We start from the raw sequence: 23,437 nt of genomic DNA on the forward strand, positions 1-23,437 counted from the left end.
AACAACAACCCCAGCTCGTCCCTCACACGGATCGCCAGGCTCCCTTTCGGGAACGCGGCCCGCGCCACCCGCACCGTCTCCGCCGGGATCTCCCCGGACCCCTTCGGCTGCATCGACATCCGCACCCACCCCACACGACAACGTCGGCCTTCAAGACCACAACCGGGTCTTGAAGGCCGACGTCACGCACAGGCCCGAATTAACCAACAGCATCGCCTTGCGGCGGCGCCGGGCCCTCGTCATGAGGCGCCGCTACTTGACGGAGCCCGCCATGACGCCCTGCACGAAGTGGCGCTGGAAGGCGAAGAAGACGGCCACCGGCACGACCAGCGAGAGGAACGCGCCGGGCGCCAGCACATCGATGTTGCTGCCGAACTGCCGTATCTGGGACTGGAGCGCCACCGTGAGCGGCTGCGAGGCGCTGTCCGCGAAGAGCAGCGCCACCAGCATGTCGTTCCAGACCCACAGGAACTGGAAGATCGCGAGGCTGGCGAGGGCGGGTCGGCCCACCGGCAGGACCAGCTGGGCGAAGATCCGCCACTCGCTGCCGCCGTCCATCCGGGCCGCCTCCAGCATTTCGCGCGGGATCTCGGCGAAGTAGTTGCGCAGCAGGAAGATGGCGAACGGCAGCCCGTACGCGACATGGAAGAGGACGACGCCCGGAATGGTGCCGAAGAGCCCGAGCTGCCCGAACAGCTTGGCCACCGGCAGCAGGCCGACTTGGACCGGCACCACGAGCAGCGCCACGACCACCAGGAAGAGCGCGTCCCGTCCCGGGAACTCCAGCCAGGCGAAGGCGTACGCGGCCAGCGCGGAGAGTACGACGACCAGCGTGGTGGCGGGCACCGAGATCAGCACGGTGTTCCAGAACGCCTGCGTGATGCCCGTATCGGCGAGCAGCGTGCTGTAGTTGTCGTGCGAGAGCTGTCCGGGTTCGGCCAGTGCGGTCCACCAGCCGCTGCCCGCGTTGTCGCGTTCGGTGCGCAGCGAGGACAGGAAGAGCCCGGCCAGCGGTGTGATCCAGATCAGCCCCACGATGATCAGTACCGCCTGGACAACTCCGCTGCTGAGCCCGCGTGTCAGCCTCGCGGACCACGACTGACGTGGCTTGTCAGTGATGACGGTCATGACTGACTCCTGCGGAAGCGGCGGACGTTGAAGAGCATGGCGGGCACGACCAGCACCAGCAGGAGCACGCCGAGCGCGCTGCCGAGCCCCTGGTCCTGGCCTCCGCCGAAGGACACCAGCCACATCTGGGTGGCCAGTACGGTGGCCTCTTCCTGCACCGGGCCGGGCGCGATGATGTAGACGAGGTCGAAGACCTTCATCACGTTGATCACCAGGGTCACGAAGACCACGGTCAGGACCGGGGCGAGCAGCGGCACGGTGATCCTGCGGAAGATCTGCCACTCGTTCGCGCCGTCCATCCGGGCCGCCTCCAGGGTCTCCCGCGGCAGGGCGGAGAGCCCGGCGCCGATGAGCACCATCGCGAAGCCGGTCCAGATCCACAGGTACGCGCCGATGACGGCCGGTGTGACGAGGGCGGGCCCGAGCCAGGAGATGCCCTCGTACGGCGGCGCGAAGTTCTGGGCGGGCAGCCTCAGTTCGTAGGAACCAGCGGCCAGATCCGCGAAGCGGAACGACCCGTCGGCCCCGGTGGTGGCCCGCGCGGCCACCTTGCCGTCGTCGCTGACCGCCTCGACCGCCACCTCCGGCAGTCCGCGCTCCTTCGCGTCGACCTTGCCCTGTTCACCGCCCCCGCCAGGGGTGAAGTCGAGGTAGACGACACCGCGCAGCTCGTCCGGGGCGGCCGCGGCGCTCGCCGCGCGCCGGGCGGGTGCGGCCCCGGCGGGCAGCTCGTCCGGCTGTACGCCGACGAGTCCGAGGGTGACGGTACGTCCCGGACGCGCCTCGCCGGTCGTACGGAACGAGCCGTCCGCGGCCTTCGCGAGTCCCTGCCCGTCGCGTGCGCGGGCGGTGGGATAGGAGGAGGAGTCCTGGAAGGTGTCGTGGACGCCGACCGCCACCGCGTTGAGTACGCCGCGGTCGGGGTCCTCCTCGTATGCGAGCCGGAAGATGATGCCCGCGGCGAGGAAGGAGACCGCCATGGGCAGGAAGAGCAGCAGCTTGAAGGCGGTCGCCCAGCGGACCTTCTCGGTGAGTACGGCGAGGATCAGCCCGAGGCCGGTGAGCAGTGTGGGGGCGACGACCACCCAGATGGTGCTGTTGCGGATGGCCTTGAGCGTGGCCGGGTCGCGGAACATCTCGGTGTAGTTGTCGCCGCCGACGAAGCGGGTGCCCGTGGCGTCGAAGAAGCTGCGTCCCACGGAGAACAGCATCGGGTAGACGACCAGTACGCCGAGCAGCAGCAGGGCGGGGAGGGCGAACACCACGGCCACGAGCCAGCGGCGGCGGATGGCGCTGCGCCGGGGACCGGAGGGCGGCGTAACAGCCGGCGAGGACCGGGCGGTGGTACGGGCGGGAGTCGTGAGGGCGGTCATGGCTGTCGCCCTCAGTTCTTGAAGGCCTTGGCCGCCGCGGCTTCGAGCGCGGCCGCGGTGCCCTTCGGGTCGGCGGGGTCGCGCAGGAAGTCCTGGAGGATCTTCCACTCCCCCATGCCCTTTGTGCCGCCGAAGGCCGCCGGGGCCTGGTCGGACATGTCGAACCGGACCGTGTCACCGGCGTCGACGAGCGACTTGGCGATGCTGCGGGCGGTGTCGTCACCGTAGGCGGCGGGGTCGGCCTTCTTGTTGGGCGAGAGGAAACCGCCCTCCGCGGCCCACACCTCGGCCGCCTCGGGCGTGGCGAGGTAGTCCATCAGTGCCATGGCGGCCTTGCGGTTGCGGCCGTCCTTCAGCACCACCGCGGCGTCCCCGCCGCTGACCACCGGTGCCTTGCCGCCGTCCACGGCGGGGAACGGGAAGAAGGCCGCGTCCTGGCCGATCTTCTTCCCGTACTCCTCCTTGGCTATCGAGCCGACGAAGTCGCCCTCGTAGACCATCGCGGCCTCGGGGTCGGCGCCGAAGACCTGTCCCACGGAGCTGGGGAAGTCGGTGCTCAGCGCGCCCTGCCTGCCGCCCGCGACGAGGTCCTTGCCGGAGAACAGCTCGCCCAGGGTGGTGAGTGCCTTGACGACGCTCGGGTCGGTCCACGGCAGCTTGTGGGCGGCGAGGCGGTCGTACTTCTCAGGACCGGCCTGGGAGAGGTAGATGTTCTCGAACCAGTCGGTGAGCGTCCAGCCGTCCTCTCCGGCGACGGCGAAGGCGGGCAGGCCGGAGTCCGCGACCGTGGCGGAGCTCTTCAGCATCTCGGCGTACGTCTTCGGCGGCTTGACGCCCGCCTGGTCGAGGGCGTCCGGGCTGTACCAGACCGTCGACTTGTGGGCGGCCTTGAAGTACAGACCGTAGAAGTCACCGTCGACGGTGCCGTAGTTCTTCCAGACCGGGGCGAAGTTGTCGGTGACGGTCTGTTCGGTCTTCTTGCCGAGTGGCTGGAGCCAGCCCTTCTGGGCGAACTGCTTCAGCACACCCGTCTGAGGCACCATCACCACATCGGGGGCGTTGCCGCCCTCGATCTTGCTGCCGATAACGGTGGAGACGTTGTCACCGGTGGAGATGAACTCGGTCTTGGCGCCGGTCTTTTCGGTGAAGGCGTCGAGCACCTTCCGGAAGTTCTTCTGTTCCGTGCCGGACCACACACCGGCGACGACCACCTTGCTGCCGTCGAGCTTCCCGCCGCCGCTGCCCGCGGGGGCGATGTCACCGCCACCGCACGCGGTCGCGCCCAGCGCGAGTGCGAGCGCCGAGGAGCAGGCTGCCACGGTCCGTCGCTTCAGTCTCATCATGACTGTTCCTTCCGAAGAGGTGGAGAGGGAGGGGTCACAGGGTGGCGCTGTCGCTGATCCACCAGGCGGCGGTGGATCCGGGCAGTACGCCGTTGACGCAGGGGCCGCTGGCCAGCAGCGGGGTGCCGGCGACCGGGGCCGGTACGGGGCCGGTGCCGAAGTTGACCGCGCACACCAGCCCGTCGCCCCGTGTGAAGGCGAGCACCTGGGGCGGGCTCTCCAGCCAGCGCAGGCCGCCTTCGCCGAACTGCGGGAGTCCGCGCCGCAGTTGCAGCCCGTCGCGGTAGAGGTGCCAGAAGGAGCGGGTGTCGGCCAGGGCCCGGTCCGTGGCGTGCTCGGCGAACCACTCGGGCTGCGGCAGCCACGGCCTGGCCCCTTCCGCGCCCGAGGTGAAGCCGAAGGGGGAGGCGTGTCCCGACCACGGGAGCGGGACGCGGCAGCCGTCACGGATGCGCTTGCGGCTGCCCGTACGCCGGAATATGGGGTCGGTGAGGACATCGTCGGGCAGGTCCACGACCTCGGGCAGGCCGAGCTCCTCGCCCTGGTAGATGTACGCCGAACCCGGCAGCGCCATCATCAGCAGCGCGGCGGCCCTGGCGCGCGCCGAGCCGAGGCCGCTGCCCCCGGTGCCGGACTCGCCGTAGCGGGTGACGGTGCGGACCTGGTCGTGGTTGTTGAGGACCCAGGTCACGGTGGAGCCGGTGCCCGCGATGTCCTGCATCGCGCCGGAGATGATCTTCTGGAACGCGTCGGCGTCCCAGGGGGCGCCGAGCAGGTCGAAGAAGAACGCCTGGTGCAGCTCGTCGGGGCGTACGTACAGGGCGTGTTCGCGGGCGGTGGGCACGGAGACCTCGCCCACCAGCAGCCGGTCCCGGCCGTCGCGGGCGGCGTACTCCTCGCAGACCGCGCGCCAGTGGCGCCACACGTCGTGCACCTCGGGCTGGTTCCAGGCGAGCGGGTTGACGGAGTCGCGGGTCCGCTCGTCGGCCTCGGGGTCCGGGGAGTCGGGGAGGTCGGGGTGCTTGAAGAGTCCCGCCGCGACGTCGATGCGGAAGCCGTCGACGCCCCGGTCGAGCCAGAAGCGCAGGACGTGGTCGAAGTGGGCGGCGACCTCGGGGTTGCGCCAGTTCAGGTCGGGCTGCTCGGGGGTGAACATGTGGAGGTACCACTGGCCGGGGGCGCCGTCCCGCTCCGTGACGCGGGACCAGGCGGGGCCGCCGAACATCGCGCGCCAGTTGTTGGGCGGCTCGTCGCCGCCCGGCCCCCTGCCGTCGGCGAAGTGGAAGCGGGCGCGGGCGGCGCTGCCGGGCGGCGCGGCCAGCGCCTCGCGGAACCAGACGTGCTCGCTGGAGCAGTGGTTGGGGACGATGTCGAGGAGCACCTTGATGCCGAGCCGCCGGGCGGCGGTGACCAGCAGGTCGAACTCGGCGAGGTCACCGAAGACCGGGTCGACGTCGCAGTAGTCGGCGACGTCGTAGCCGTGGTCGTGCTGCGGCGAGGGGTAGAACGGGCTCAGCCAGATGCCGTCGACGCCGAGCTTCTTGAGGTACGGCAGCCCCGCCCGTACGCCGGCCAGGTCACCGATGCCGTCGCCGGTGCTGTCCAGGAAGCTGCGGACGTACACCTGGTAGATCACCGCGTCCCGCCACCAGTGGTGCGCGACGCGAAGGGGGAGGCCGTTGTCGGCCGGGGCAGTGAGCATCACCCGTGGACCTGTTCCTACTTGTGCGTGCGGGAGCACCCAGAGCAGGCCCCCCGTTATGCATGCATGTTAAGTAGGCGTGACGAGAGGGTGTCAACGGAGGGGCAGAAAGCCGCCCTGAGTTGCGTACTTATGTCCCAAAACTTAAAGGGGTTTGAATGCCTAACGTGTAACTAGGCGAGCGGCAGGAAGGCCCTCAGCCTCTGCGGGCCACGGCCCGCAGCTCCCGCGCCAGCCGGTCCACGGCCTGCTCCGGCGTCTGGCGCAGCGCCAGCGCGTCGTACGCCACCGCCTGCACCGCCAGGCTCACCTGGTCGTAGCGCGGACTCTTGGGCCGGGGCTCCGCCGCGAGCACACTCCTGCGCAGCGTCGGCAGATACGGATACGCGCGCACCAGCTCCGGATCGGCGTACAGCGCGGCCCGTACCGGCGGCAGCGAGCCTTCGGTGAGGACCTTGCGCTGTACGGGTTCGCTGGTCAGGTGGGCCATCAGGTCGGTGGCCGACTCCTGATGCCGGGAGTGGGCGTTGACCGCGAGATTGGAGCCGCCCAGCACACTCGCGCCCGGCCCGTCGGGCCCCGGCAGCGCTGTCACGCCGAACTTCCCCGCGACCTCGGATTCCTTGCCGCCGGCTCCGGAATGGACGTACGGCCAATTGCGCAGGAAGAGCAGCCGGCCGTCCTGGAAGGCCTGCCGCGACTCCTCCTCCTTGAAGCGCAGCGCCTCCTGCGGAATCCAGCCGTCCCGCACTCCCCCGGCGAGGAAACCGAGTCCGGCGCGGGCGGCAGCGGAGTCCACGGTGACCCGCTCGCCCTCGTCCCGGAGGAACGATCCGCCCGCCGAATGCACCGCCTCGGTGACGTTGACGGCCAGCCCCTCGTACGGCAGGAACTGTCCGGCGTACCCGTCGATTCCGTACTTCGGGGCGATCGTCGACGCCTGCCGCTCCAGGTCCGCCCAGGTGCGCGGCGGCTGTTCGCCCTCGCGCCGCAGGATGTCCTTGCGGTAGTAGAGCAACCCGGCATTGGTGACATAAGGGACGGCGTACAGCCGACTTTGGAAGGTGGCGGTGTCGACCACCGGTGGCAGGAAGGTGTCGAGCGGGAAGCGACTGCGGTCGACCGGGGCGATCCAGCCCGCGGCCGCGAATTCGGAGGTCCAGGCCACATCGATGTTGAGTACGTCGAACCGGCCGCTGCCCGCGCGCAGTTCAGTGATCATCTGCGCCCGGGTCTCGTCGGCCGAGTCCGGCAGCTCGACGAGGGTGACCTTCTCGCCGGGATGCGTACGGTTCCAGCCGTCCAGCAGCGGGCCGAGATAACCGGTCAGGTCACCGGCCGTGGCCAGCGTCATGGGCCCGCGCCCGTCCCGGCCGCCCGGCGGCCCTTCGGCGCGCGCGCCGCCACCCGCGTAACCGGCCATGATCACGGCGACGGCGAGGAGACCCCTACCGGCGGCTCGTATCCACCGCATAGGTTCCCTCCCTGGACACCGGCGCCCTTCATCCTCGACTGACGTCAGGGGCCATGTATACCCGTTAGGCATGGGCGATACTAGAGCCCGACGCACCACACCAGGGCGATACGGGCCACACTCCGACGGCGGTCGGGTCCGGCCGCTACGAGCAAGTACGGAACACGTACGGAACGGGGAGGAGGAGAGCACGCGTGCGCCTGCCCCTTCTCGCCCTCCTCGCCCGCGGACCCGCCCACGGATACGAGCTCAAGCAGGGGCTTGAGCAACTGCTGGGTGCCGCGTACCCTCAGCCGAACGTCGGCCAGATCTATGTCACTCTCGGCCGGCTGGAGAAGTCCGGCCTCATCGAGGGCGAGGAAATCGCCCAGTCGAACCGGCCCAACAAGAAGATCTACCGGCTGACCGACGCCGGGCGGGAAGCGCTGCATGTCTGGTTCGAGGACCCTACGGACGAGCCGCGCGTACGGGACGAGTTCTTCATGAAGCTCGCCCTCGCACCGGCGTCCGGCATGGCCGACCAGATCACTCTCATCAACAAACAGCGGCGTCAGTACCTCAACACCCTGCGGGATCTGTCGAAACTCGCCGCGTCCGAAGACCGGGACAACCGGATCTCCCAACTGCTGATCGAGGGCGCGATGCTGCATCTGCAGGCCGACCTCGACTGGCTGGAACGCTGTCAGGAGGAGCTGGAATGAGCGACGAAGCGCCTCCCGTCGCGCCTCCCCTTGCGCCTCCGGTCTCGCCTCCCGCCGCACCTCCCGTCCTGCGTGCCGAAGGGCTGGTCAAGACCCACCACGGCGAAGGCGCACCCGCCCACGCCGTACGCGGCGTCGATCTCACGATCCGCCCGGGCGAGTTCGTCGCGGTCACCGGCCCGTCGGGCGCGGGCAAGTCCACCCTGCTGCATCTGCTCGGCGGTCTCCAGCGGCCGGACAGCGGCAGCATCTGGCTGGACGGCGAGCGCGTCGACTCCTACAGCGAGGCCCGCTGGGCGGTACTGCGCCGCCGCCGTATCGGCGTCGTCTTCCAGTTCTTCAACCTCGTGTCGAATCTGACGGTCGCCGACAACATCGAGCTGCCGGCGCTGCTCGCGGGCAGCAACGCGCGCCAGGCCCGCGGCGAGCGCGAGAAGCTCCTCGCCGAGCTGGGCCTCGAAGGCAAGGAGCGCAGCATGCCGGGCGAACTGTCCGGCGGCGAACAGCAGCGCGTAGCCCTGGCGCGCGCCCTGGTCAACCACCCGGGCCTGCTGCTCGCCGACGAGCCCACCGGCAGCCTGGACAGCAAGGGCACCCGCGAGGTGATGCGGCTGCTGTCCCGCTTCCACCAGCGCGGCCAGGCCATCCTGCTGGTCACGCACGACCACCGGCTCGCCAGCGCGGCGGACCGGGTCATCAGCTTCTTCGACGGCCGCGTGGCCGACGACGCGACACTCGGCGCGGGGACCGGCCGCCGAGGCGTCGCGAGTGTCCTCGAACTGAAGGACTGACCGCGGTGCGGGCCACTCTGCGCTGGGCACACGCCGATCTGCGCACGCACCGCGGCGAGGCGCTCTTCATCGTTCTCGCGACCGCCGGGATCATCGTCTCGCTGCTGCTGGCCGGCGCGCTGCTCAGTTACGCCGCCAACCCCTGGCAGCGCGTGTTCAACGAGTCCCGCGGCGCCCATGTGTGGATCCACACCAGCCCCTCCGCCGACGCGGCGGGTCTGGCCCGGCTCGACGGTGTCGACGCGCTCTCCGGTCCGTACCGCACAGCCCGTACGACCGTACGGTCCCAGGGCGCCGAGGCCGCCGTCGAACTGCGCGGCGCCGCCCCCGACCGCTCGGAGACGGGCCGCCCACTGATCACATCCGGGCGCTGGCTCGACCCGGGGGCAGCCGGCGGCATCGTCCTGGAGAGCAGCCTGGCCCGCGCCTTGTGGGCCGGCCCCGGGGACACCCTCTCGTTGCCCGGCGCAGACGGATCATCCGTACGCCGCCTCACTGTCGTCGGCGTCGCCGACAGCGCCGAGTCCCCGTACCGGCCCGGTGACCGGCCGGGCACCGGCTGGGTGCTGCCCGGCGAGCCCGCCCTCACCGGCGCGCCGGACGACCGCACCGGGCAGGTCGTGGGGGTGCGGCTCGACCACCCCGACGACACGGACTTCGCCGTACAGCGGGCTGTCACCGCGCTCGGCGCCGGCGAAGTCACCGAGGTCTCCCACTGGCATCAGGCGCGCGCGGAAGCCCAGAGCGACAGCCGGCTGCTCGGCCTTCTCCTCGGCGTCTTCGGGCTCGGCGCGCTGCTGGCCGCCGCGCTTGCGGTCACGGGCGCGATCAGCACCCGGGTCCGCGGCCATCTGCGGGACATCGCCGTCCTGAAGACGATCGGTTTCACGCCGGGGCAGGTAGTACGCATCTTCCTCATCCAGCACCTCGCCTTCGCCCTGTCCGGTGTCGTCCTGGGAACGGCGCTCGTGGAGACGCTGGGCGCCCGGACGCCGGGCCGGATCGGTGAGGCGGTCGGGGTGTGGCAGGACCTCCCGGGCCACACGGCCGTACTCCTGGCCCTGCCCGCCGCCACCCTCCTCTTCATCGGTGCGGCGACCGGCCTCGCCGCGTGGCGGGCGGGGCGCGTCCCGCCCGTACCGGCGCTGCGGGCCGCCGCACCGGTGGGCGGGCGGATGTCGGCGGTGGCCCGCGGCGCGCTCGGGCTGAAGGTCCCGCCCGCTCTGGTGCTCGGCTGGCACAACGCGTTCGGCCGCCGGACCCGCTCACTGTCCTCGATCGCCCGGCTGGCCCTGCCGGTGCTGCTGATCACGGTCGCGCTGAGCGCGTGGTCCACGCTGGACGGCTTCCAGAGCCGGGCGGCAGGGAACGGTCCGACGGGTGAGCTGACGGCGCGCGCGGCGGAAGGCCTGAAGGATCACGACGTACGGACCGTACTGAACGCGAACCCGCGGGTCGCGTCGGCCCACCCCGGCGTGGAGGTCGCGGCGCTGGTTCCCGGCCAGACGGGCACGATAGCCCTGCGCGGCCTCGGCTCCTGGGCGAACCCGTACCCCTTCGCACCGGCCGAGGGCCGTGCCCCGAACGGACCCGACGAGGCGGTGGCGGGCCAGGGCCTGCTCGACCTCCTGGACATCGAGGTCGGCGACTGGGTGCGGATGACGGTCGGAGGCCGCCCGCAGATCCTGCACATCGTCGGCCGCGCCATCGAGCCGGAGAACGCGGGCCGGGTGGTCACCACCGACCTCGACACGCTCCGCGAGCGCGACCCCTCGCTGGAACCCGCCTTCTACCAACTGCGGTTGCACGCGGGCGCGAACACGGCCGCGGTGAGCACCGAACTGACGCGCGCGCTGGACGGCCGCCTGGAGATCGGGAAGGCGACGAGCCCGGCCGACGGGCTGACTCCCGCGCGCGGGCTGGTCACCGGCCTGATCGCGGTGCTGGCGCTGATCGGGCTGACGGAGCTGCTGACCACGATCGGTGCGAGCGTGCGCGAGAGCGAGCGGGACCTGCTCGCACTGAAGGCGATGGGCCTGACCCCGCGCCAGGTGACGTCGATGATCGTGACGTCCGCCGCGCTCACCGCGCTGGCGGCGGCCATGTCCGGCACGGCGCTCGGCGTACTGCTTGGCGGCAGCCTGATCGACGCGCAGGGCCGGTCGAGCGGAATCGGCGCCGGCATCGCCCAGTCCCCGCCCGCGCTCGTCCTCCTGACGGTGGTGGCGGCCGCGGTCCTGGGAGCGATCGCGGCCTCCACCCTCCCCGCGACCCGAGCAACCCACCGCCGCCCGACCGACACGTTGACCACGGCGGCCTGACCCGCAGACGCGCACCGCGTCCGACCGCTCAGCGGCGGAGCTTTTCCGGGGCGGAGCCTCAGCAGCACCCTCCACCCCCTCCAGCCCGTCCGGCGTTTGAGGACCGGGGTCTGGGGCGGAGCCCCAGTTCGGGAAGGGGCGGGTCGGGGAAAGCCCCGCGCAGCGGCACCCCCGCACACGCCGCACCCGCACCCGCGAGCGCCTACTCCGCCCGCTCCAGGAACGGCGCCAGCAGCCCCGGCACCGCCGCGTCGGCGAAGCCCAACCCCTCGCTCTCGGCGGCGTCGTACACCGAGTACGCCCCGTCCCCGGCCGCAGTCGTGGCGGTGAGCGTGACCAGTCCGGCCCGGCGCTGGAAGACGGACTGCTTGACCGTCCACCCGATCACGCCGCCCCGCTGCAATGCGACCGTCGTACGCCGCACCGTCCCCGACCGCGCCACCAGGTAGTCGCCGCTGATCCCGTGCCCCAGGCTGCGGTACGCGTCCAGCGCCAGGAGCACCGCCACCGGCAGCAGCACCACCGCGCACACCCCGGCGACGTACAGAAGGACGTCGGTCACCAGCACACCGAGGACGGTGAGGACGACGACCGGCAGCAGCGCCGCGCCCAGCGCCCAGCGCAGCCGGCGCGTGCGGGCGGCCGGCGGATGCGGCGTGAGGCGGGCCGTGCCCGTCGGTGCGGCGGGCTCACGCAGGACGGACGCCGCCACCCCCTCCGCCGTGGCCCTCGGCGCGGCCGGCAGCAGCGTCTTGTGGTCCGCGTGCCCGCTGTCCTCGCCGGCCGCCAGCCCGGTGGCGACCGCGTCCACCCGCGCCGCGCCCAACGTCCGTACGCCGAGTGGCTCGACAAGCTCCACACCGCGCAGCCTGCGCTCCTCGATGGAGACGGACCGCGTGGTGAACAGGCCACGACGGACCCGCAACGTACCCCCCGGCTCCCGCTCCAGCCGGTAGTTCCACCACATCTCGACCCACAGGCCGAGCGCACCCACGACTCCCGCCGCACACGCCCCCGCGACGAGCGCCACGACGATCCAGACGACCGGCGTGTCCTGGAACCGGTCCCGCACCCAGCCGATCAGCTTCCCCTGCGCACCGAACCATTCGCTGACCTGCATCAGCCCGCCCGCCGCGGCGCCGCCGAGAGCCGGGGCGACAAAGGACACCGGCGCGTACCGGATCCACGCCGGGTCGAGGACGGCCAGTTCCCCCTCGCGGTGCGGGCCGGGGCCGGCGGTGGCCGTCCCCCGGTCCAGCAGCTCCCTGCGCAGCCGTTCGCCCTCTTCCCGTGTGACGGGGTCGAGTTCGAGGGTGGACTCGCCGCCTCCGGTGTGCTCACCCGTACCGATACGGACCTTCACCAGCCCGAGGACCCGCAGCAGCACATTCGCCGTCAGGTCGACGCTGCGGATGCGCTCACGTGCCAGCGAGCGGCGCTTGACCAGCAGCAGGCCCGTGTGGAGTTCGGCACGCTCGGCACCGATGCGGTACCGCGTCCTGCGCCACCGTACGTAGTCGAGCGCGGCGCCGCCCACGATCAGCAGCACGGCTCCGGTGAACACCCAGGTGAACGCCTGCCACACCGGCCTGCCGCCCACCAGCCCGATGAAGGCGGGCACTCCCGCGCCCACCGCGATGCCCGCCATGACCAGCGCGGCGACGAGAACGGTGCGCGGGTCCAGCCGCCGCCACCCGTCGCCGCTCTCCGGCCGCGTCCCGCCCCCCGCGACGCTCACGTCGCGTCCCCGGGGGTGGCCCGTGTGATCAGCGTCAGCCGCTCGGCGAGCTCCGCGGCGAGTTCATGGTCCAGTCCCTCAATCTTCACCGCTCCCTTGGAGGACGCGGTGGTGACGATGACCGTGGCCAGCCTGAACGCCTGCTCCAGCGGTCCGCGCACCGTGTCCACGGTCTGGATCCGCGACATCGGCGCGATCCGCCACTCCTGCCAGAAGAAGCCGGTACGCACGTACACCGCGTCCTGCGTGACCTCCCAGCGGTGTACCCGGAACCACCACAGCGGCAGGAACACCGTGACGGCCGCGCCGAGCACCGCGACCACGCCGGCGGCAAGCAGCAACCACGGGCGTGCGGGCGCGACGAGCACGCTCAGCACAGCCAGTACGGCCACCGGCACCACGGTCAGCAGCAGCCACTGGGTCCGCCACCAGCCGATGACCCGCCGGTCGAGCGTGTTGTTCGGCGGCCTGAGCCGCACGGTCCCCCCGGTCATCGGCCCGGCCTCCTGTCGGTCGGTCAGCGCCCGCGCAGTGTGCGGTACTTGGCGGCGAGGGTCGCCGTCGAGCTGTCCAGCTGCTCGCCGCCCCTGCCCTCGGTGAGCACCGGCTCGATCTTCTTGGCCAGTACCTTGCCGAGCTCGACACCCCACTGGTCGAACGAGTCGATGTTCCAGATGGCGCCCTGGACGAACACCTTGTGCTCGTACAGCGCGATCAACTGGCCCAGCACAGAGGGGGTGAGCTCGTCCGCGAGGATCGTCGTCGTCGGGTGGTTGCCGCGGAACGTCTTGTGCGGCACGAGGTCCTCGGCCACTCCTTCCGCCCGCACCTCGTCGGGCGTCTTGCCGAAGGCGAGCGCCTGCGTCTGGGCGAAGAAGTTCGCCATGAGCAGGTCGTGCTGGGCCTCCAGGCCGGGCAGCAGGTCGGCGACCGGCCTGGCGAAGCCGATGAAGTCCGCCGGGATCATCTTCGTGCCCTGGTGCAGCAACTGGTAGTACGCGTGCTGCCCGTTGGTCCCCGGCGTGCCCCACACCACGGGCCCCGTCTGCCAGTCGACGGGGTTGCCCTCGCGGTCCACCGACTTGCCGTTGGACTCCATGTCCAGCTGCTGGAGGTACGCCGTGAACTTGCTCAGGTAGTGCGAGTACGGGAGCACCGCGTGCGCCTGCGCGTCGAAGAACGCCCCGTACCAGACGCCCAGCAGACCGAGCAGCAGCGGCGCGTTCTCCTCCGCGGGCGCGGTGCGGAAGTGCTCGTCGACGAGGTGGAAGCCGTCGAGCATCTCGCGGAAGCGGGCCGGGCCGATGGCGATCATCAGCGACAGGCCGATGGCCGAGTCGTACGAGTAGCGCCCGCCCACCCAGTCCCAGAACTCGAACATGTTGGCTGTGTCGATGCCGAAGTCCGCGACCTTCCCGGCATTCGTGGACAGCGCCACGAAGTGCTTGGCGACGGCGTCGCTTTCCGCCCGCAGGCTGGTCAGCAGCCAGTCGCGCGCCGACGTGGCGTTGGTGATGGTCTCGATCGTGGTGAAGGTCTTGGACGCGATGATGAACAGCGTCTCGGCCGCGTCCAAGTCCCGCACGGCCTCGTGCAGATCGGCCCCGTCGACGTTGGACACGAAGCGGACCGTGAGGTCCCGGTCGGTGAAGGAGCGCAGCGCCTCGTACGCCATGGCGGGTCCGAGGTCCGAGCCGCCGATGCCGATGTTGACGATGTTCTTGATGCGCTTTCCCGTGTGGCCGGTCCACTCCCCCGACCTGATCCGGTCGGCGAAGGCGGCCATCTTGTCGAGCACCTCGTGCACGGCGGGGACGACGTTCTCCCCGTCGACCTCGATCACCGCGTCGCGCGGGGCGCGCAGGGCGGTGTGGAGCACCGCGCGGTCTTCGGTGGTGTTGATCTTCTCCCCGCGGAACATCGCGTCCCGCAGCTCCGCCACCCCGGCCGCACCGGCCAGTTCGCGCAGCAGCCCCAGCGTCTCGTCCGTGACCAGATGCTTCGAGTAGTCGAGATACAGGTCGCCGGCCTTGAGCGTGTACGCCGTGCCTCGCTCGGCATCGGCGGCGAACAGCTCGCGCAGATGCGTCCGGCCCAGCTGCTCACGGTGCTTGGCGAGAGCGGCCCACTCGGGCATCTGGTTGAGCCTCGTACGGCTTTCTGTGTTCATCCGGACATCAGCCCACTTCTTCTCGTACCTGCGTGCATGCCCCCTGGCAGCTCCAACCTAATTGATCAGAGCGGCCAGCGATGCTATGGCGGCCGCGAAGAGCGCCGCCGCCAGCAAGGCGGGTGTGTTCAGTCCCCAGGCGGCCGCTGCCGCGCCGCCGAGCAGCGCGCCGAGCGGTGCGCCGGCGACCGCGAGCGTGCGGAAGGCCGAACCGATCCTTCCCAGCAGCGCCTCAGGGCTGCGCTCCTGCATCAGCGTCACCTGATTCGTGTTCCACACCAGCCCCATGAGTCCGAACAGGGCCATCGCCACGATCGTCACCCATAGTTCACGGACCAGCCCCATCGCGGCCAGGCAGCCCACCTGCACGGCTCCGGCCGCGAACACGCTCCGCACCCGCCCTATCCGCGTGGAGAGCCGCCCGGCGAGCAGCCCGCCTACCACGCTGCCCACGCCGTACGCCGTGAGGGCCGCCGCGTAACCGCCCTGCCCGCCGTCGAGCCAGCCGGTGACGTGGAGGACCAGCGTGGCGATGAGCGCGGCCATGCCGATGTTGCACAGCGTGGTGGCGACGCAGAGCCCGCGCAGCACCCGGTCGCGCCACAGCGCCCGCAGCCCCTGCGCGATGTCCCCGCGCAGCGTGCTGCCCGCCGGTCTAGGCGGCCGCTCCGGCCCCGTCACCCGCAGGGAGGCGATCAGCACGGCCCCCAGGACGTACGTCGCGGCGTCCGCGGCGTACGGTACGGCTGCCCCCGCCAGCAGCAGCACCGGCACCAGCGGTGCGGCGAGGAAACCGCCCGCGATCTGCTGTCCGGTCAGCAGCCGGGCGTTGGCACTGCCCAGCGCGGCCTTGGGCACCAGAGAGGGCAGCAGGGCCGTGGCCGCGTTGTCGAAGAGCGTCTGGAGGGTGGTGAGCGCGAAGGCCAGCGCGATGAGCAGCGCTATCGAGGCGTGGCCGAGGGCGACCGTCACCGCGAAGGCGGCCATCAGGGCGGCCCGCACCAGATCCACGGCCCACATCGCCCGCCGCTGGTCCACCCGGTCGGCCACCGCACCGCCGAGCAGCCCGAACAGCAACCACGGCAGATAGCCGCACGCCGTCACCAGGGCCACCAGCACCGGGTCGGACGTCAGTGAGGCGGCCAGCAGCGGCATCGCGGCCGTGCGCAGCGAGTCGCCGAACTTCGAGACGACAGCAGCCGTCCACAGCCGGCCGAATCCCCCGCGCCAGGCCGGAGCCCGGACATCCGTCGCGGCCGGTTCTGCCGCCGCGGCCTCGCTCGTCGTCACAACTCCCCCTTCCGGTCCCCTGTTTCAAGAACCGTAGAGGGCGCCACTGACAATCGGCCCGGGAAGCAGTCCGGCCGGACACCCGCAGGCGTCCGGCCGGACCACAATTCCTAGATCTCGCCCCGCAGTTTCGCGAGGGCCTCGGCGAGAATCGCCTCGCCGTCCGCGTCGCTGCGCCGTTCCCGTACGTACGCGAGATGCGTTTTGTACGGCTCGGTGCGCGGCGGAGCCGGCGGATTGTCCCGGTCCTGTCCGGCCGGGAACCCGCAGCGCGGGCAGTCCCAGGTGTCCGGGACCTGAGCGTCACTGGCGAAGCTCGGCTGCGTCTCGTGCCCGTTCGAGCACCAGAAGGAGATGCGGAGACGGGGCGCGGACTCGCCGCGCTCAGCCTCGCCCATCGGCCCCGCTCCGACCCGGCTTCCCCGGATCGCGTTGCCACTTGCCACGGTCGTAACTCCCTGCGTGATGGTGCTGCGCTGCATCAGTCAGCGGCTACCGCCGCGGAGTCGCCGAACAGCTCAGCTGCGAGCGCCCCAGTCTACGTAGGGCCCAACGCGCATCCACCGACCGGAGTTACACCCCCGCCCCCGCGAACGCGAGCCGTGGACCCCATGATAGGCCGCGCTCCCGCCTCCATACCGGACGACGGGTCAACTGTCCAGGGTCAGCTGTCCAGCTTCATCAGCAGACCAAGCACGATAATGCAGGCGAACCACATCAGACCGACCACCACGGTGATGCGGTCGAGGTTGCGCTCGGCGACCGAGGACCCACCGACGGACGACTGCATGCCGCCACCGAACATGTCGGAGAGACCGCCGCCCTTCCCCTTGTGCATCAGAACCAGCAGCATCAGCAGCAGGCTGAAGACGATCAGGGCGATCGAGAACCCCATAACCACGGCTGGACCAACTTCCTCGGACTTCGGACTTCGGACTTCGAAGACGGGCGACGAGGGCCGGACGGCTGCTGCACAGCCGCCTCGGCCCCCGCCAGGGTACGACGGATCGGCCCTAGGGCCTACTCACTGGTCGCGGAAGCGGACGATCTTGACGAACTCGTCCGCGTCCAGCGCCGCGCCGCCCACCAGGGCCCCGTCGACGTCCGGCTGCGCCATGATCGCGGCGACGTTCCCGGACTTGACCGAGCCGCCGTACTGGATGCGGACCTTGTCGGCCAGCTCCTGCGAGTACAGCTCCGCGAGACGGCCGCGGATCGCTCCGCAGACCTCCTGCGCGTCCTCGGGAGTGGCGACCTCGCCGGTGCCGATGGCCCACACCGGCTCGTACGCGATCACGATGGACTCGGCCTGCTCGGCCGGGATGTCCTTGAGGCCGCCGTCGAGCTGGGCGAGCGTGTACGCGACCTGGTTGCCCGCCTTGCGGATGTCCAGACCCTCACCGACGCACAGGATCGGGGTCAGACCGTGCTTGTACGCGGCCTTCACCTTGGCGTTGCAGAGCTCGTCGCTCTCGTTGTGGTACTGCCGGCGCTCGGAGTGCCCGACGGCGACGTACGCGCACTTGAGCTTGGCGAGCATCGCGCCCGAGATCTCACCGGTGTACGCGCCGGAGTCGTGCGCCGAGATGTCCTGAGCGCCGTACTTGATCTTGTACTTGTCGGCGTCCACCAGCGTCTGCACGGACCGCAGGTCCGTGAAGGGGGGCAGGACCGCGACCTCTACGGAGTCGTAGTCCTTGTCGGTGAGCGCGAAGGCGAGCTTCTGGACGTGCGCGATGGCCTCGAGGTGGTTGAGGTTCATCTTCCAGTTGCCCGCCATCAGCGGGGTACGGCCTTGGCCGATAACAGTCATTAAGGGTCAGTCCTCCAGTGCGGCGAGGCCGGGCAGCGTCTTGCCCTCGAGGTATTCGAGGCTGGCGCCGCCACCGGTCGAGATGTGGCCGAATGCGTTCTCGTCGAAGCCCAGGATGCGGACGGCGGCGGCGGAGTCGCCACCACCGACCACCGTGAAGGCGGGGCTGTCGACGAGGGCCTGGGCGACCGCCTTGGTGCCCTCGGCGTAATCGGGGTGCTCGAAGACGCCCATCGGACCGTTCCAGAAGACGGTGGCCGCGTCGGCGAGCTTCGATGCGTACAGCTTGCGGGTCTCCGGACCGATGTCCAGACCCTCCTGGTCGGCCGGAATGGCGTCCGCGGCGACCGTCGTCGGGTTCGCCGGAGCCTTCGTCTTGAGGTCCGGGAATTCCGCGGAGACCAGTACGTCGACGGGGAGCACGAACTCCACGCCCTTGGCCTTGGCGCGCTCCAGGTATTCCAGGACCGTCGGGACCTGGTCCTTCTGGAGCAGCGAGATGCCGACCTCGTGGCCCTGCGCCTTGAGGAAGGTGTACGCCATGCCGCCGCCGACCAGGATGCGGTCGGCCTTCTCGAGGAGGTGGTCGATCACGCCGAGCTTGTCGGAGACCTTGGCGCCGCCGAGGACCACGACGTACGGCCGGTCGACGTCCTCGGTGAGCTTCTTCAGGACGCCGACCTCGGTGGCGATGAGGCCGCCCGCGACGTGCGGCAGGCGGGCCGGGAGGTCGAAGACCGAGGCGTGCTTGCGGTGCACGGCGCCGAAGCCGTCACCGACGTACACATCCGCCAGCTGGGCCAGCTGGTCCGCGAAGGCGCCGCGCTCGGCGTCGTCCTTCGAGGTCTCGCCGGCGTTGAAGCGGAGGTTCTCGATGACCGCGACCTGGCCGTCGGCCAGGCCCGCGACGACGGCCTTGGCGGACTCGCCGACCGTGTCGGTCGCGAAGGCGACGTCCGTCTTGAGGAGTTCACCGAGGCGCTCCGCGGCCGGGGCGAGCGAGAAGGCCGGGTCCGGGGCGCCCTTGGGGCGGCCCAGGTGCGAGGCGACGACGACCCGGGCGCCCGCGGCGGCGAGCTTCTCGATCGTCGGCTGGACGGCGCGGATGCGGCCGTCGTCGGTGATGGTGGTGCCTTCGAGCGGCACGTTGAGGTCGGCGCGGACGAATACCCGCTTGCCCGCGACCCCTTCGGCGAGAAGTTCGTCGATCGTCTTCATCTGTTTTCTGGACTCCTTGGGAGACAAAACACGTGACAGGGCCCGGGCGGCGCCGCGTTGCGCTGCCCGAGCCCTGTGCTCACATCGAGGTGCCTGCCGGACGGATCAGAGCTGGCTGCCGACGAAGACCGTGAGGTCGACGAGGCGGTTGGAGTAGCCCCACTCGTTGTCGTACCAGCCGATGACCTTGACCTGGTTGCCCTCGGCCATCGTCAGCGACGAGTCGAAGGTGCAGGAAGCCGGCTCGTTGACGATGTCGGAGGACACGATCGGGTCGACCGTGTACTCGACGATGCCCTTGAGCTCGCCCTCGGCGGCCTTCTGGAAGGCCGCGTTGATCTCGTCCTTGGTGACGTCGCGCTCCAGCGTGATGACCAGGTCGGTGACCGAACCGGTCGGGACCGGGACACGCATCGCGATGCCGTCGAGCTTGCCCTTGAGCTGCGGGAGGACCAGCGCGGTGGCCTTGGCGGCGCCCGTGGTGGTCGGAATGATGTTCTCAGCGGCGGCGCGAGCGCGACGCAGGTCGGAGTGCGGGAAGTCCAGGATGCGCTGATCGTTGGTGTACGCGTGCACCGTGGTCATCAGACCCTTGACGATGCCGAAGTTCTCGTCGAGAACCTTGGCCATCGGCGCCACACAGTTGGTGGTGCAGGAGGCGTTGGAGATGACGTGGTGGTTGGCCGCGTCGTACTTGTCCTGGTTGACACCCATCACGATGGTGATGTCCTCGTTCTTGGCCGGAGCCGAGATGAGGACCTTCTTCGCACCACCGGCGAGGTGCTTCTCGGCATCCGCCTTCTTGGTGAAGATGCCGGTGGACTCGATCACGATGTCGACGCCCAGCTCGCCCCACGGAATGTCCGCCGGGTTGCGCTCGGAGAGCACCTTGATGGTGTGGTCGTCGACGGTGATGGTGTCCGCCGTGTGCGACACCTCGGCCTTGAGGCGGCCGAGGATGGTGTCGTACTTCAGAAGGTGTGCCGTGGTCGCAGTGTCACCCAGGTCGTTGACAGCCACGATCTCGATGTCCGCACCCTGCTCCAGCAGCGCCCGGAAGTAGTTGCGCCCGATGCGGCCGAAGCCGTTGATGCCTACGCGGATCGTCACGAAACCGATCTCCTCGTTGGTACGCCGGGTTTCGACGCCGGCGAGATGTATGGGATGTCCCCGACCGGTTCCGACCCTACCTCTACGTGGCGCTGTGGGTGACATCGAGCGGCCCCGTACGCGGCACGGCGGTCCGTACTCCCCAGTAGGGGCACGGACCGCCGGGCCCTGCGGCCTTTCGGGCCCCGGTCACCCAGAGTGAGGCCGGAGCGGCCCCGGTGTCAGCGCCGCAGCGAACTCAGCGCCTTGCCGAGCAGCGCGGCCCGCTCGGCGGCGCCCGGAACGTGCTCCAGGCCGAATCCGAAGAGGACCGTGTCACGCGTAGTGACCGCCGCATAGGACTTGAACAGCTCGCCCGAGCGGGCCCAGTCGCTCCCGGCGGCGGGGCTTCCGGCCGGGGCTCCCGGCACGGTCCAGGCACCGAGCGACGTCTCGAAGCCCTCGCTCTCCTTGTCGGCCCCGCCGACGGTCAGGCGTGCGTCGTCCACGAAGACGCCGCGGCCGCCGCTGCCGGGGTCGGTGATCGAGCTGAGCGCCAGCTCGACCTTCTTGCCCGCGTAGGCGCTGAGGTCGAAGGAGACCGGCTTCCAGCCGCCGGACGAGCCGGTGAAGCTGTTCCACGCGCCACTGGTGCCGGTCGCCGTGCAGCCGCCCGCCTCCAGGGTGAGGTAGTGGCGCAGGAAGGGGTGTCCGTTGATGTAGTAGCCCTGGTCGCACTCGGCCGGTACCGCGGTCCGGGTGGCGCCGCCCGCTTCGGGCAGCGTGGTCCAGTCCTCGGCGCCCACGGTGCGTGCCTCCAGGACGGCGTGGTCGTAGGCGTTCTCGGTGTTCCAGTTGAGGGCGAGACGCAGTTGCGGCTTGTCGGCCGCGCTCACCCCGGTGAGGTCGACCGTACGGGCGAGGCGCTTCCAGGTGCCGTCCTCGTGCGCGGCGGCGGCCATCCACTGGCCCGCGTACGGGGCGTACGGATTGACGACTCCCGTGTAGCGGCCCGCGTGCGCGCTGCGGAACTGCGGGAACCGCTCGGCCGGCAGCGTGTCCGAGGTGACGGTGTACGCGCCCGCGGCGTCCAGCGAGTTTCCGGGCGCTCCCGTGAGCGGGCTGTCCGTTCCCGCGAGTGTTCCCGTGCCGGTGAATCCGGTGGCGCCGGCGGCGCTCGTACGCCCGTAGGCGCCGAGGTAGTACTGGCTGAAGTCGTTGGTGACGGCCGGGCCGACGACCGCGTTTCCGCCCGCCAGTTCACCGGCCTCGATCAGCTTGCCGCCCGCGTTGAGGAACGCCCGTACGGCCATCTGGGTGGGGCCTGTGGGCGCCTTGGCGCCGGTGTAGTGGACAGCGGTGCGGAAGTGGGAGAGGACGCCGAGCGCGTGCGGCGCGCCCTGGGTGGCGACGTCCCAGACGGCGGCACTGCGGCCGTTCGCCCTGAGCGCGTCGACGTACTTCTGTGCGTGCTGCGCGGGTGCGCCCTCTTCGGCGATCACCAGTGTGTCCGCGCGGGAGCGCTCCGCGACCGTGTACGTGAAGTGCTCGCTGGAGGTGCGCTTGCCTGCCTTGGTGCGTCCGGTGAACCACACCTCCACCTTGTCACCGGGCTCGGCGTCCTCGACCTCGGCGCGGTACTCGTCGAACCAGAGGTTGTCCTCGCCGCCGTACGTCTCGCCGCCCTTCCAGCGCTCCAGGTCCTCGTCGTGCGTACGGCCGCCGTTGATGCGGTAGTTGAGCTCCTTGTCGCGCAGCGACTTGCGGGCTGTTACGGCGACGTCCTGGTCGCCTCCGCGCGCGTAGGACGTCGTGAAGGTGTCCGGTGTGAAGTCGGGGGCCGCCATACCGACGGCCGAGGACGGCTGGTCGGGGTGGGCGGCGGTCTCCGCGACGGAGAGCGCGAAGGGGATGTTCTTGGCGAACTCCGCCTGGATCAGCTTCTCGTCGTCGGGGAAGTTGAATCCGGACTGGCAGTCCTCGGGCTTCCACTGGTCGTCGGGGTCGATGTTCGACGCCGTCTGGCAGGTGGTCATCTCCGGGGTGAACATCATCGTGCCGTTGACGTTGGCCGCGTGTCCGTCGGCCTCACCGTTGGTGGTGTAGAGCTCGGAGGAGACCTGCGGGTGGTATCCGGGAACGGCGGGCTTCTCGGGCGTTCCCGCGAGCGCCTTGTAGAGCACGTCGTCGGGGGTCGGCGTGGCGACCTGCCAGCCGACTCCGTAGAGGATCAGCTCGGCGGCGGAGTGGTAGTTGATGCCGTACTCGAAACCGATGCGCTTCTGGAAGCGGTCGAGCGCCTGCGTCTCGGGCTCGGACATGGGGGACGCGCCGCGGTAGGTCTGGCTGGCGGGGTTCGGCGAGGAACCCTCGTTGTCGTAGCCCCACTTGTAGCCGAAGTTACGGTTGAGGTCGACGCCGTCGCTCGCGGTGTACTTGCCGTCGGCGTCGATGTCGCGCATGTTCTTGCGCCAGAGGCGGTCGCCCGCCGGGTCGTGGGTCCAGTCGTAGCCGTCCGGGTTGGCGGAGAGCACGAACCACAGCTCGGTGGAGTCCACGATCTTCGTGATGCGGCGGTCCTTGCCGTACCGGTCCAGGTAGTGGTGCATCAGCCGCCGGGTCATCTCCGGGGTGATCCACTCACGGGCGTGCTGGTTGGACAGGTAGAGCACGGAGGGCTTGGCGCCGTCCTTGGTCTTCTTGGCGCCCTTGGTGAGCTTGAGGGCGAGGATGTCCTTGCCCTGGTGGGTCTTGCCGATGGAGACGACCTTGGTGAGGTCCGGGTGCGCCTGGCCGGTCCTGACGATCTCCTCCTGGAGATTGCCCTTGCCGCTGTACGGGCGGTAGACGCCGTCTCCGGCCGCGGCGATGCGGGACTCCGTCTTCGCCGAGACCTTGCGCTCAGCGAGGTTCCTGACGCCCTTGGCGGCCAGTTCCTCGGCCTGGGCGTCGGTGAGGAAGAGCTCGACGCGCGCCGTGCCCTTCTCCGGTGCGCGTTCGCCCATTTCGTGGGCGTCCTGGCCGGCGGCCAGGAGCAGGGGTATCTGCTCCTTGGTGACGTCGGCGTTGAACACCTTGACGGCGTCGGCGCCCGCGTCGGCCCCGGCCGCGCCGGTGGCGCCCGTCCCGGCGGCCTGCGCGGACGGTGCCACCGTCACACCGCCGATGAGCAATGCGCCCGCTGCGAGGATCGATCTCGCTCTGCGTCTCATGAGCCCCCCTTGCTGTTGCCTGCCACGTAAGTAGACAGACGACAGGCTCATGACAGTTCATGATCATGTCAATA

General features: G+C 70.4%; 18 protein-coding genes. 3 read left to right on the forward strand and 15 right to left on the reverse strand.

Going from position 1 to position 23,437, the window contains the following annotated elements:
- Positions 1–252: 252 nt before the first annotated feature.
- The 5 genes from J7E91_RS26140 to J7E91_RS26160 form a co-directional block, all read right to left on the reverse strand.
- Complete coding sequence (locus J7E91_RS26140; RefSeq protein WP_214908826.1) at positions 253–1,128, reverse strand: carbohydrate ABC transporter permease; 876 nt, start codon at positions 1,126–1,128, stop codon at positions 253–255.
- Positions 1,125–2,501 (reverse strand): ABC transporter permease subunit, encoded by a 1,377-nt coding sequence (locus J7E91_RS26145; RefSeq protein WP_214908828.1) that lies wholly within the window; start codon positions 2,499–2,501, stop codon positions 1,125–1,127. Before J7E91_RS26145 ends, J7E91_RS26140 begins: the two co-directional genes overlap by 4 nt.
- A gap of 11 nt (positions 2,502–2,512) precedes the next feature.
- Positions 2,513–3,841 (reverse strand): ABC transporter substrate-binding protein, encoded by a 1,329-nt coding sequence (locus J7E91_RS26150; RefSeq protein WP_374224782.1) that lies wholly within the window; start codon positions 3,839–3,841, stop codon positions 2,513–2,515.
- A 37-nt stretch (positions 3,842–3,878) separates the two neighbouring features.
- Entirely contained in the window at positions 3,879–5,546 is a 1,668-nt protein-coding gene (locus tag J7E91_RS26155; protein ID WP_214908832.1) for a glycoside hydrolase family 13 protein, read from the reverse strand.
- 196 nt (positions 5,547–5,742) lie between these two features.
- Positions 5,743–7,020: an ABC transporter substrate-binding protein gene (locus tag J7E91_RS26160; protein WP_214908834.1), complete on the reverse strand. Its 1,278-nt coding sequence runs from the start codon at positions 7,018–7,020 to the stop codon at positions 5,743–5,745.
- A gap of 194 nt (positions 7,021–7,214) precedes the next feature.
- Between J7E91_RS26160 and J7E91_RS26165 the strand changes: the two genes are divergently transcribed.
- From J7E91_RS26165 to J7E91_RS26175, 3 genes are read left to right on the forward strand one after another with little or no spacing between them, the layout of a single operon-like run.
- The gene (locus tag J7E91_RS26165; RefSeq protein WP_214908836.1) at positions 7,215–7,721 is read left to right on the forward strand and encodes a PadR family transcriptional regulator; all 507 of its coding nucleotides are present in this window, start codon (positions 7,215–7,217) and stop codon (positions 7,719–7,721) included.
- On the forward strand, positions 7,718–8,512 hold the full coding sequence (locus tag J7E91_RS26170) for an ABC transporter ATP-binding protein (RefSeq protein ID WP_214908838.1): 795 nt from the start codon (positions 7,718–7,720) through the stop codon (positions 8,510–8,512). The genes J7E91_RS26165 and J7E91_RS26170 overlap by 4 nt, the downstream gene beginning before the upstream one ends.
- Positions 8,513–8,517: 5 nt before the next feature.
- A complete protein-coding gene (locus J7E91_RS26175; protein ID WP_214908840.1) occupies positions 8,518–10,833 on the forward strand; it encodes an FtsX-like permease family protein in 2,316 nt (771 codons plus the stop codon).
- 202 nt (positions 10,834–11,035) lie between these two features.
- On the opposite strand, the gene J7E91_RS26180 is transcribed toward J7E91_RS26175, so the two are convergent.
- The 10 genes from J7E91_RS26180 to J7E91_RS26225 all read right to left on the reverse strand — a co-directional run bounded on the left by J7E91_RS26180 (position 11,036) and on the right by J7E91_RS26225 (position 23,363).
- On the reverse strand, positions 11,036–12,571 hold the full coding sequence (locus J7E91_RS26180) for a PH domain-containing protein (protein WP_308377139.1): 1,536 nt from the start codon (positions 12,569–12,571) through the stop codon (positions 11,036–11,038).
- Positions 12,568–13,065 (reverse strand): PH domain-containing protein, encoded by a 498-nt coding sequence (locus J7E91_RS26185; protein ID WP_214908842.1) that lies wholly within the window; start codon positions 13,063–13,065, stop codon positions 12,568–12,570. Before J7E91_RS26185 ends, J7E91_RS26180 begins: the two co-directional genes overlap by 4 nt.
- Positions 13,066–13,088: 23 nt before the next feature.
- Entirely contained in the window at positions 13,089–14,741 is a 1,653-nt protein-coding gene (gene pgi / locus J7E91_RS26190) for a glucose-6-phosphate isomerase (protein WP_214908843.1), read from the reverse strand.
- 57 nt (positions 14,742–14,798) lie between these two features.
- Positions 14,799–16,031 carry an MFS transporter gene (locus tag J7E91_RS26195; protein WP_214908844.1) on the reverse strand — a complete coding sequence of 411 codons (1,233 nt, stop codon included), beginning with the start codon at positions 16,029–16,031 and terminating at the stop codon, positions 14,799–14,801.
- A 110-nt stretch (positions 16,032–16,141) separates the two neighbouring features.
- Positions 16,142–16,477 carry an RNA polymerase-binding protein RbpA gene (locus J7E91_RS26200; protein ID WP_010352468.1) on the reverse strand — a complete coding sequence of 112 codons (336 nt, stop codon included), beginning with the start codon at positions 16,475–16,477 and terminating at the stop codon, positions 16,142–16,144.
- A gap of 218 nt (positions 16,478–16,695) precedes the next feature.
- On the reverse strand, positions 16,696–16,926 hold the full coding sequence (gene secG, locus J7E91_RS26205) for a preprotein translocase subunit SecG (protein ID WP_028813905.1): 231 nt from the start codon (positions 16,924–16,926) through the stop codon (positions 16,696–16,698).
- 129 nt (positions 16,927–17,055) lie between these two features.
- Positions 17,056–17,844 (reverse strand): triose-phosphate isomerase, encoded by a 789-nt coding sequence (tpiA, locus tag J7E91_RS26210; RefSeq protein WP_214908845.1) that lies wholly within the window; start codon positions 17,842–17,844, stop codon positions 17,056–17,058.
- A gap of 6 nt (positions 17,845–17,850) precedes the next feature.
- On the reverse strand, positions 17,851–19,062 hold the full coding sequence (gene pgk, locus J7E91_RS26215) for a phosphoglycerate kinase (protein ID WP_214908846.1): 1,212 nt from the start codon (positions 19,060–19,062) through the stop codon (positions 17,851–17,853).
- Between the two features lie 105 nt (positions 19,063–19,167).
- Positions 19,168–20,172 (reverse strand): type I glyceraldehyde-3-phosphate dehydrogenase, encoded by a 1,005-nt coding sequence (gap, locus tag J7E91_RS26220; RefSeq protein ID WP_214908847.1) that lies wholly within the window; start codon positions 20,170–20,172, stop codon positions 19,168–19,170.
- Between the two features lie 221 nt (positions 20,173–20,393).
- Positions 20,394–23,363 (reverse strand): M14 family metallopeptidase, encoded by a 2,970-nt coding sequence (locus tag J7E91_RS26225; protein WP_214908849.1) that lies wholly within the window; start codon positions 23,361–23,363, stop codon positions 20,394–20,396.
- Positions 23,364–23,437 lie beyond the last annotated feature (74 nt).

Origin of the sequence: Streptomyces sp. ISL-99 (assembly GCF_018614005.1) — a bacterium.
In the GTDB taxonomy this organism is placed as follows: Bacteria; Actinomycetota; Actinomycetes; order Streptomycetales; family Streptomycetaceae; genus Streptomyces; species Streptomyces flavidovirens.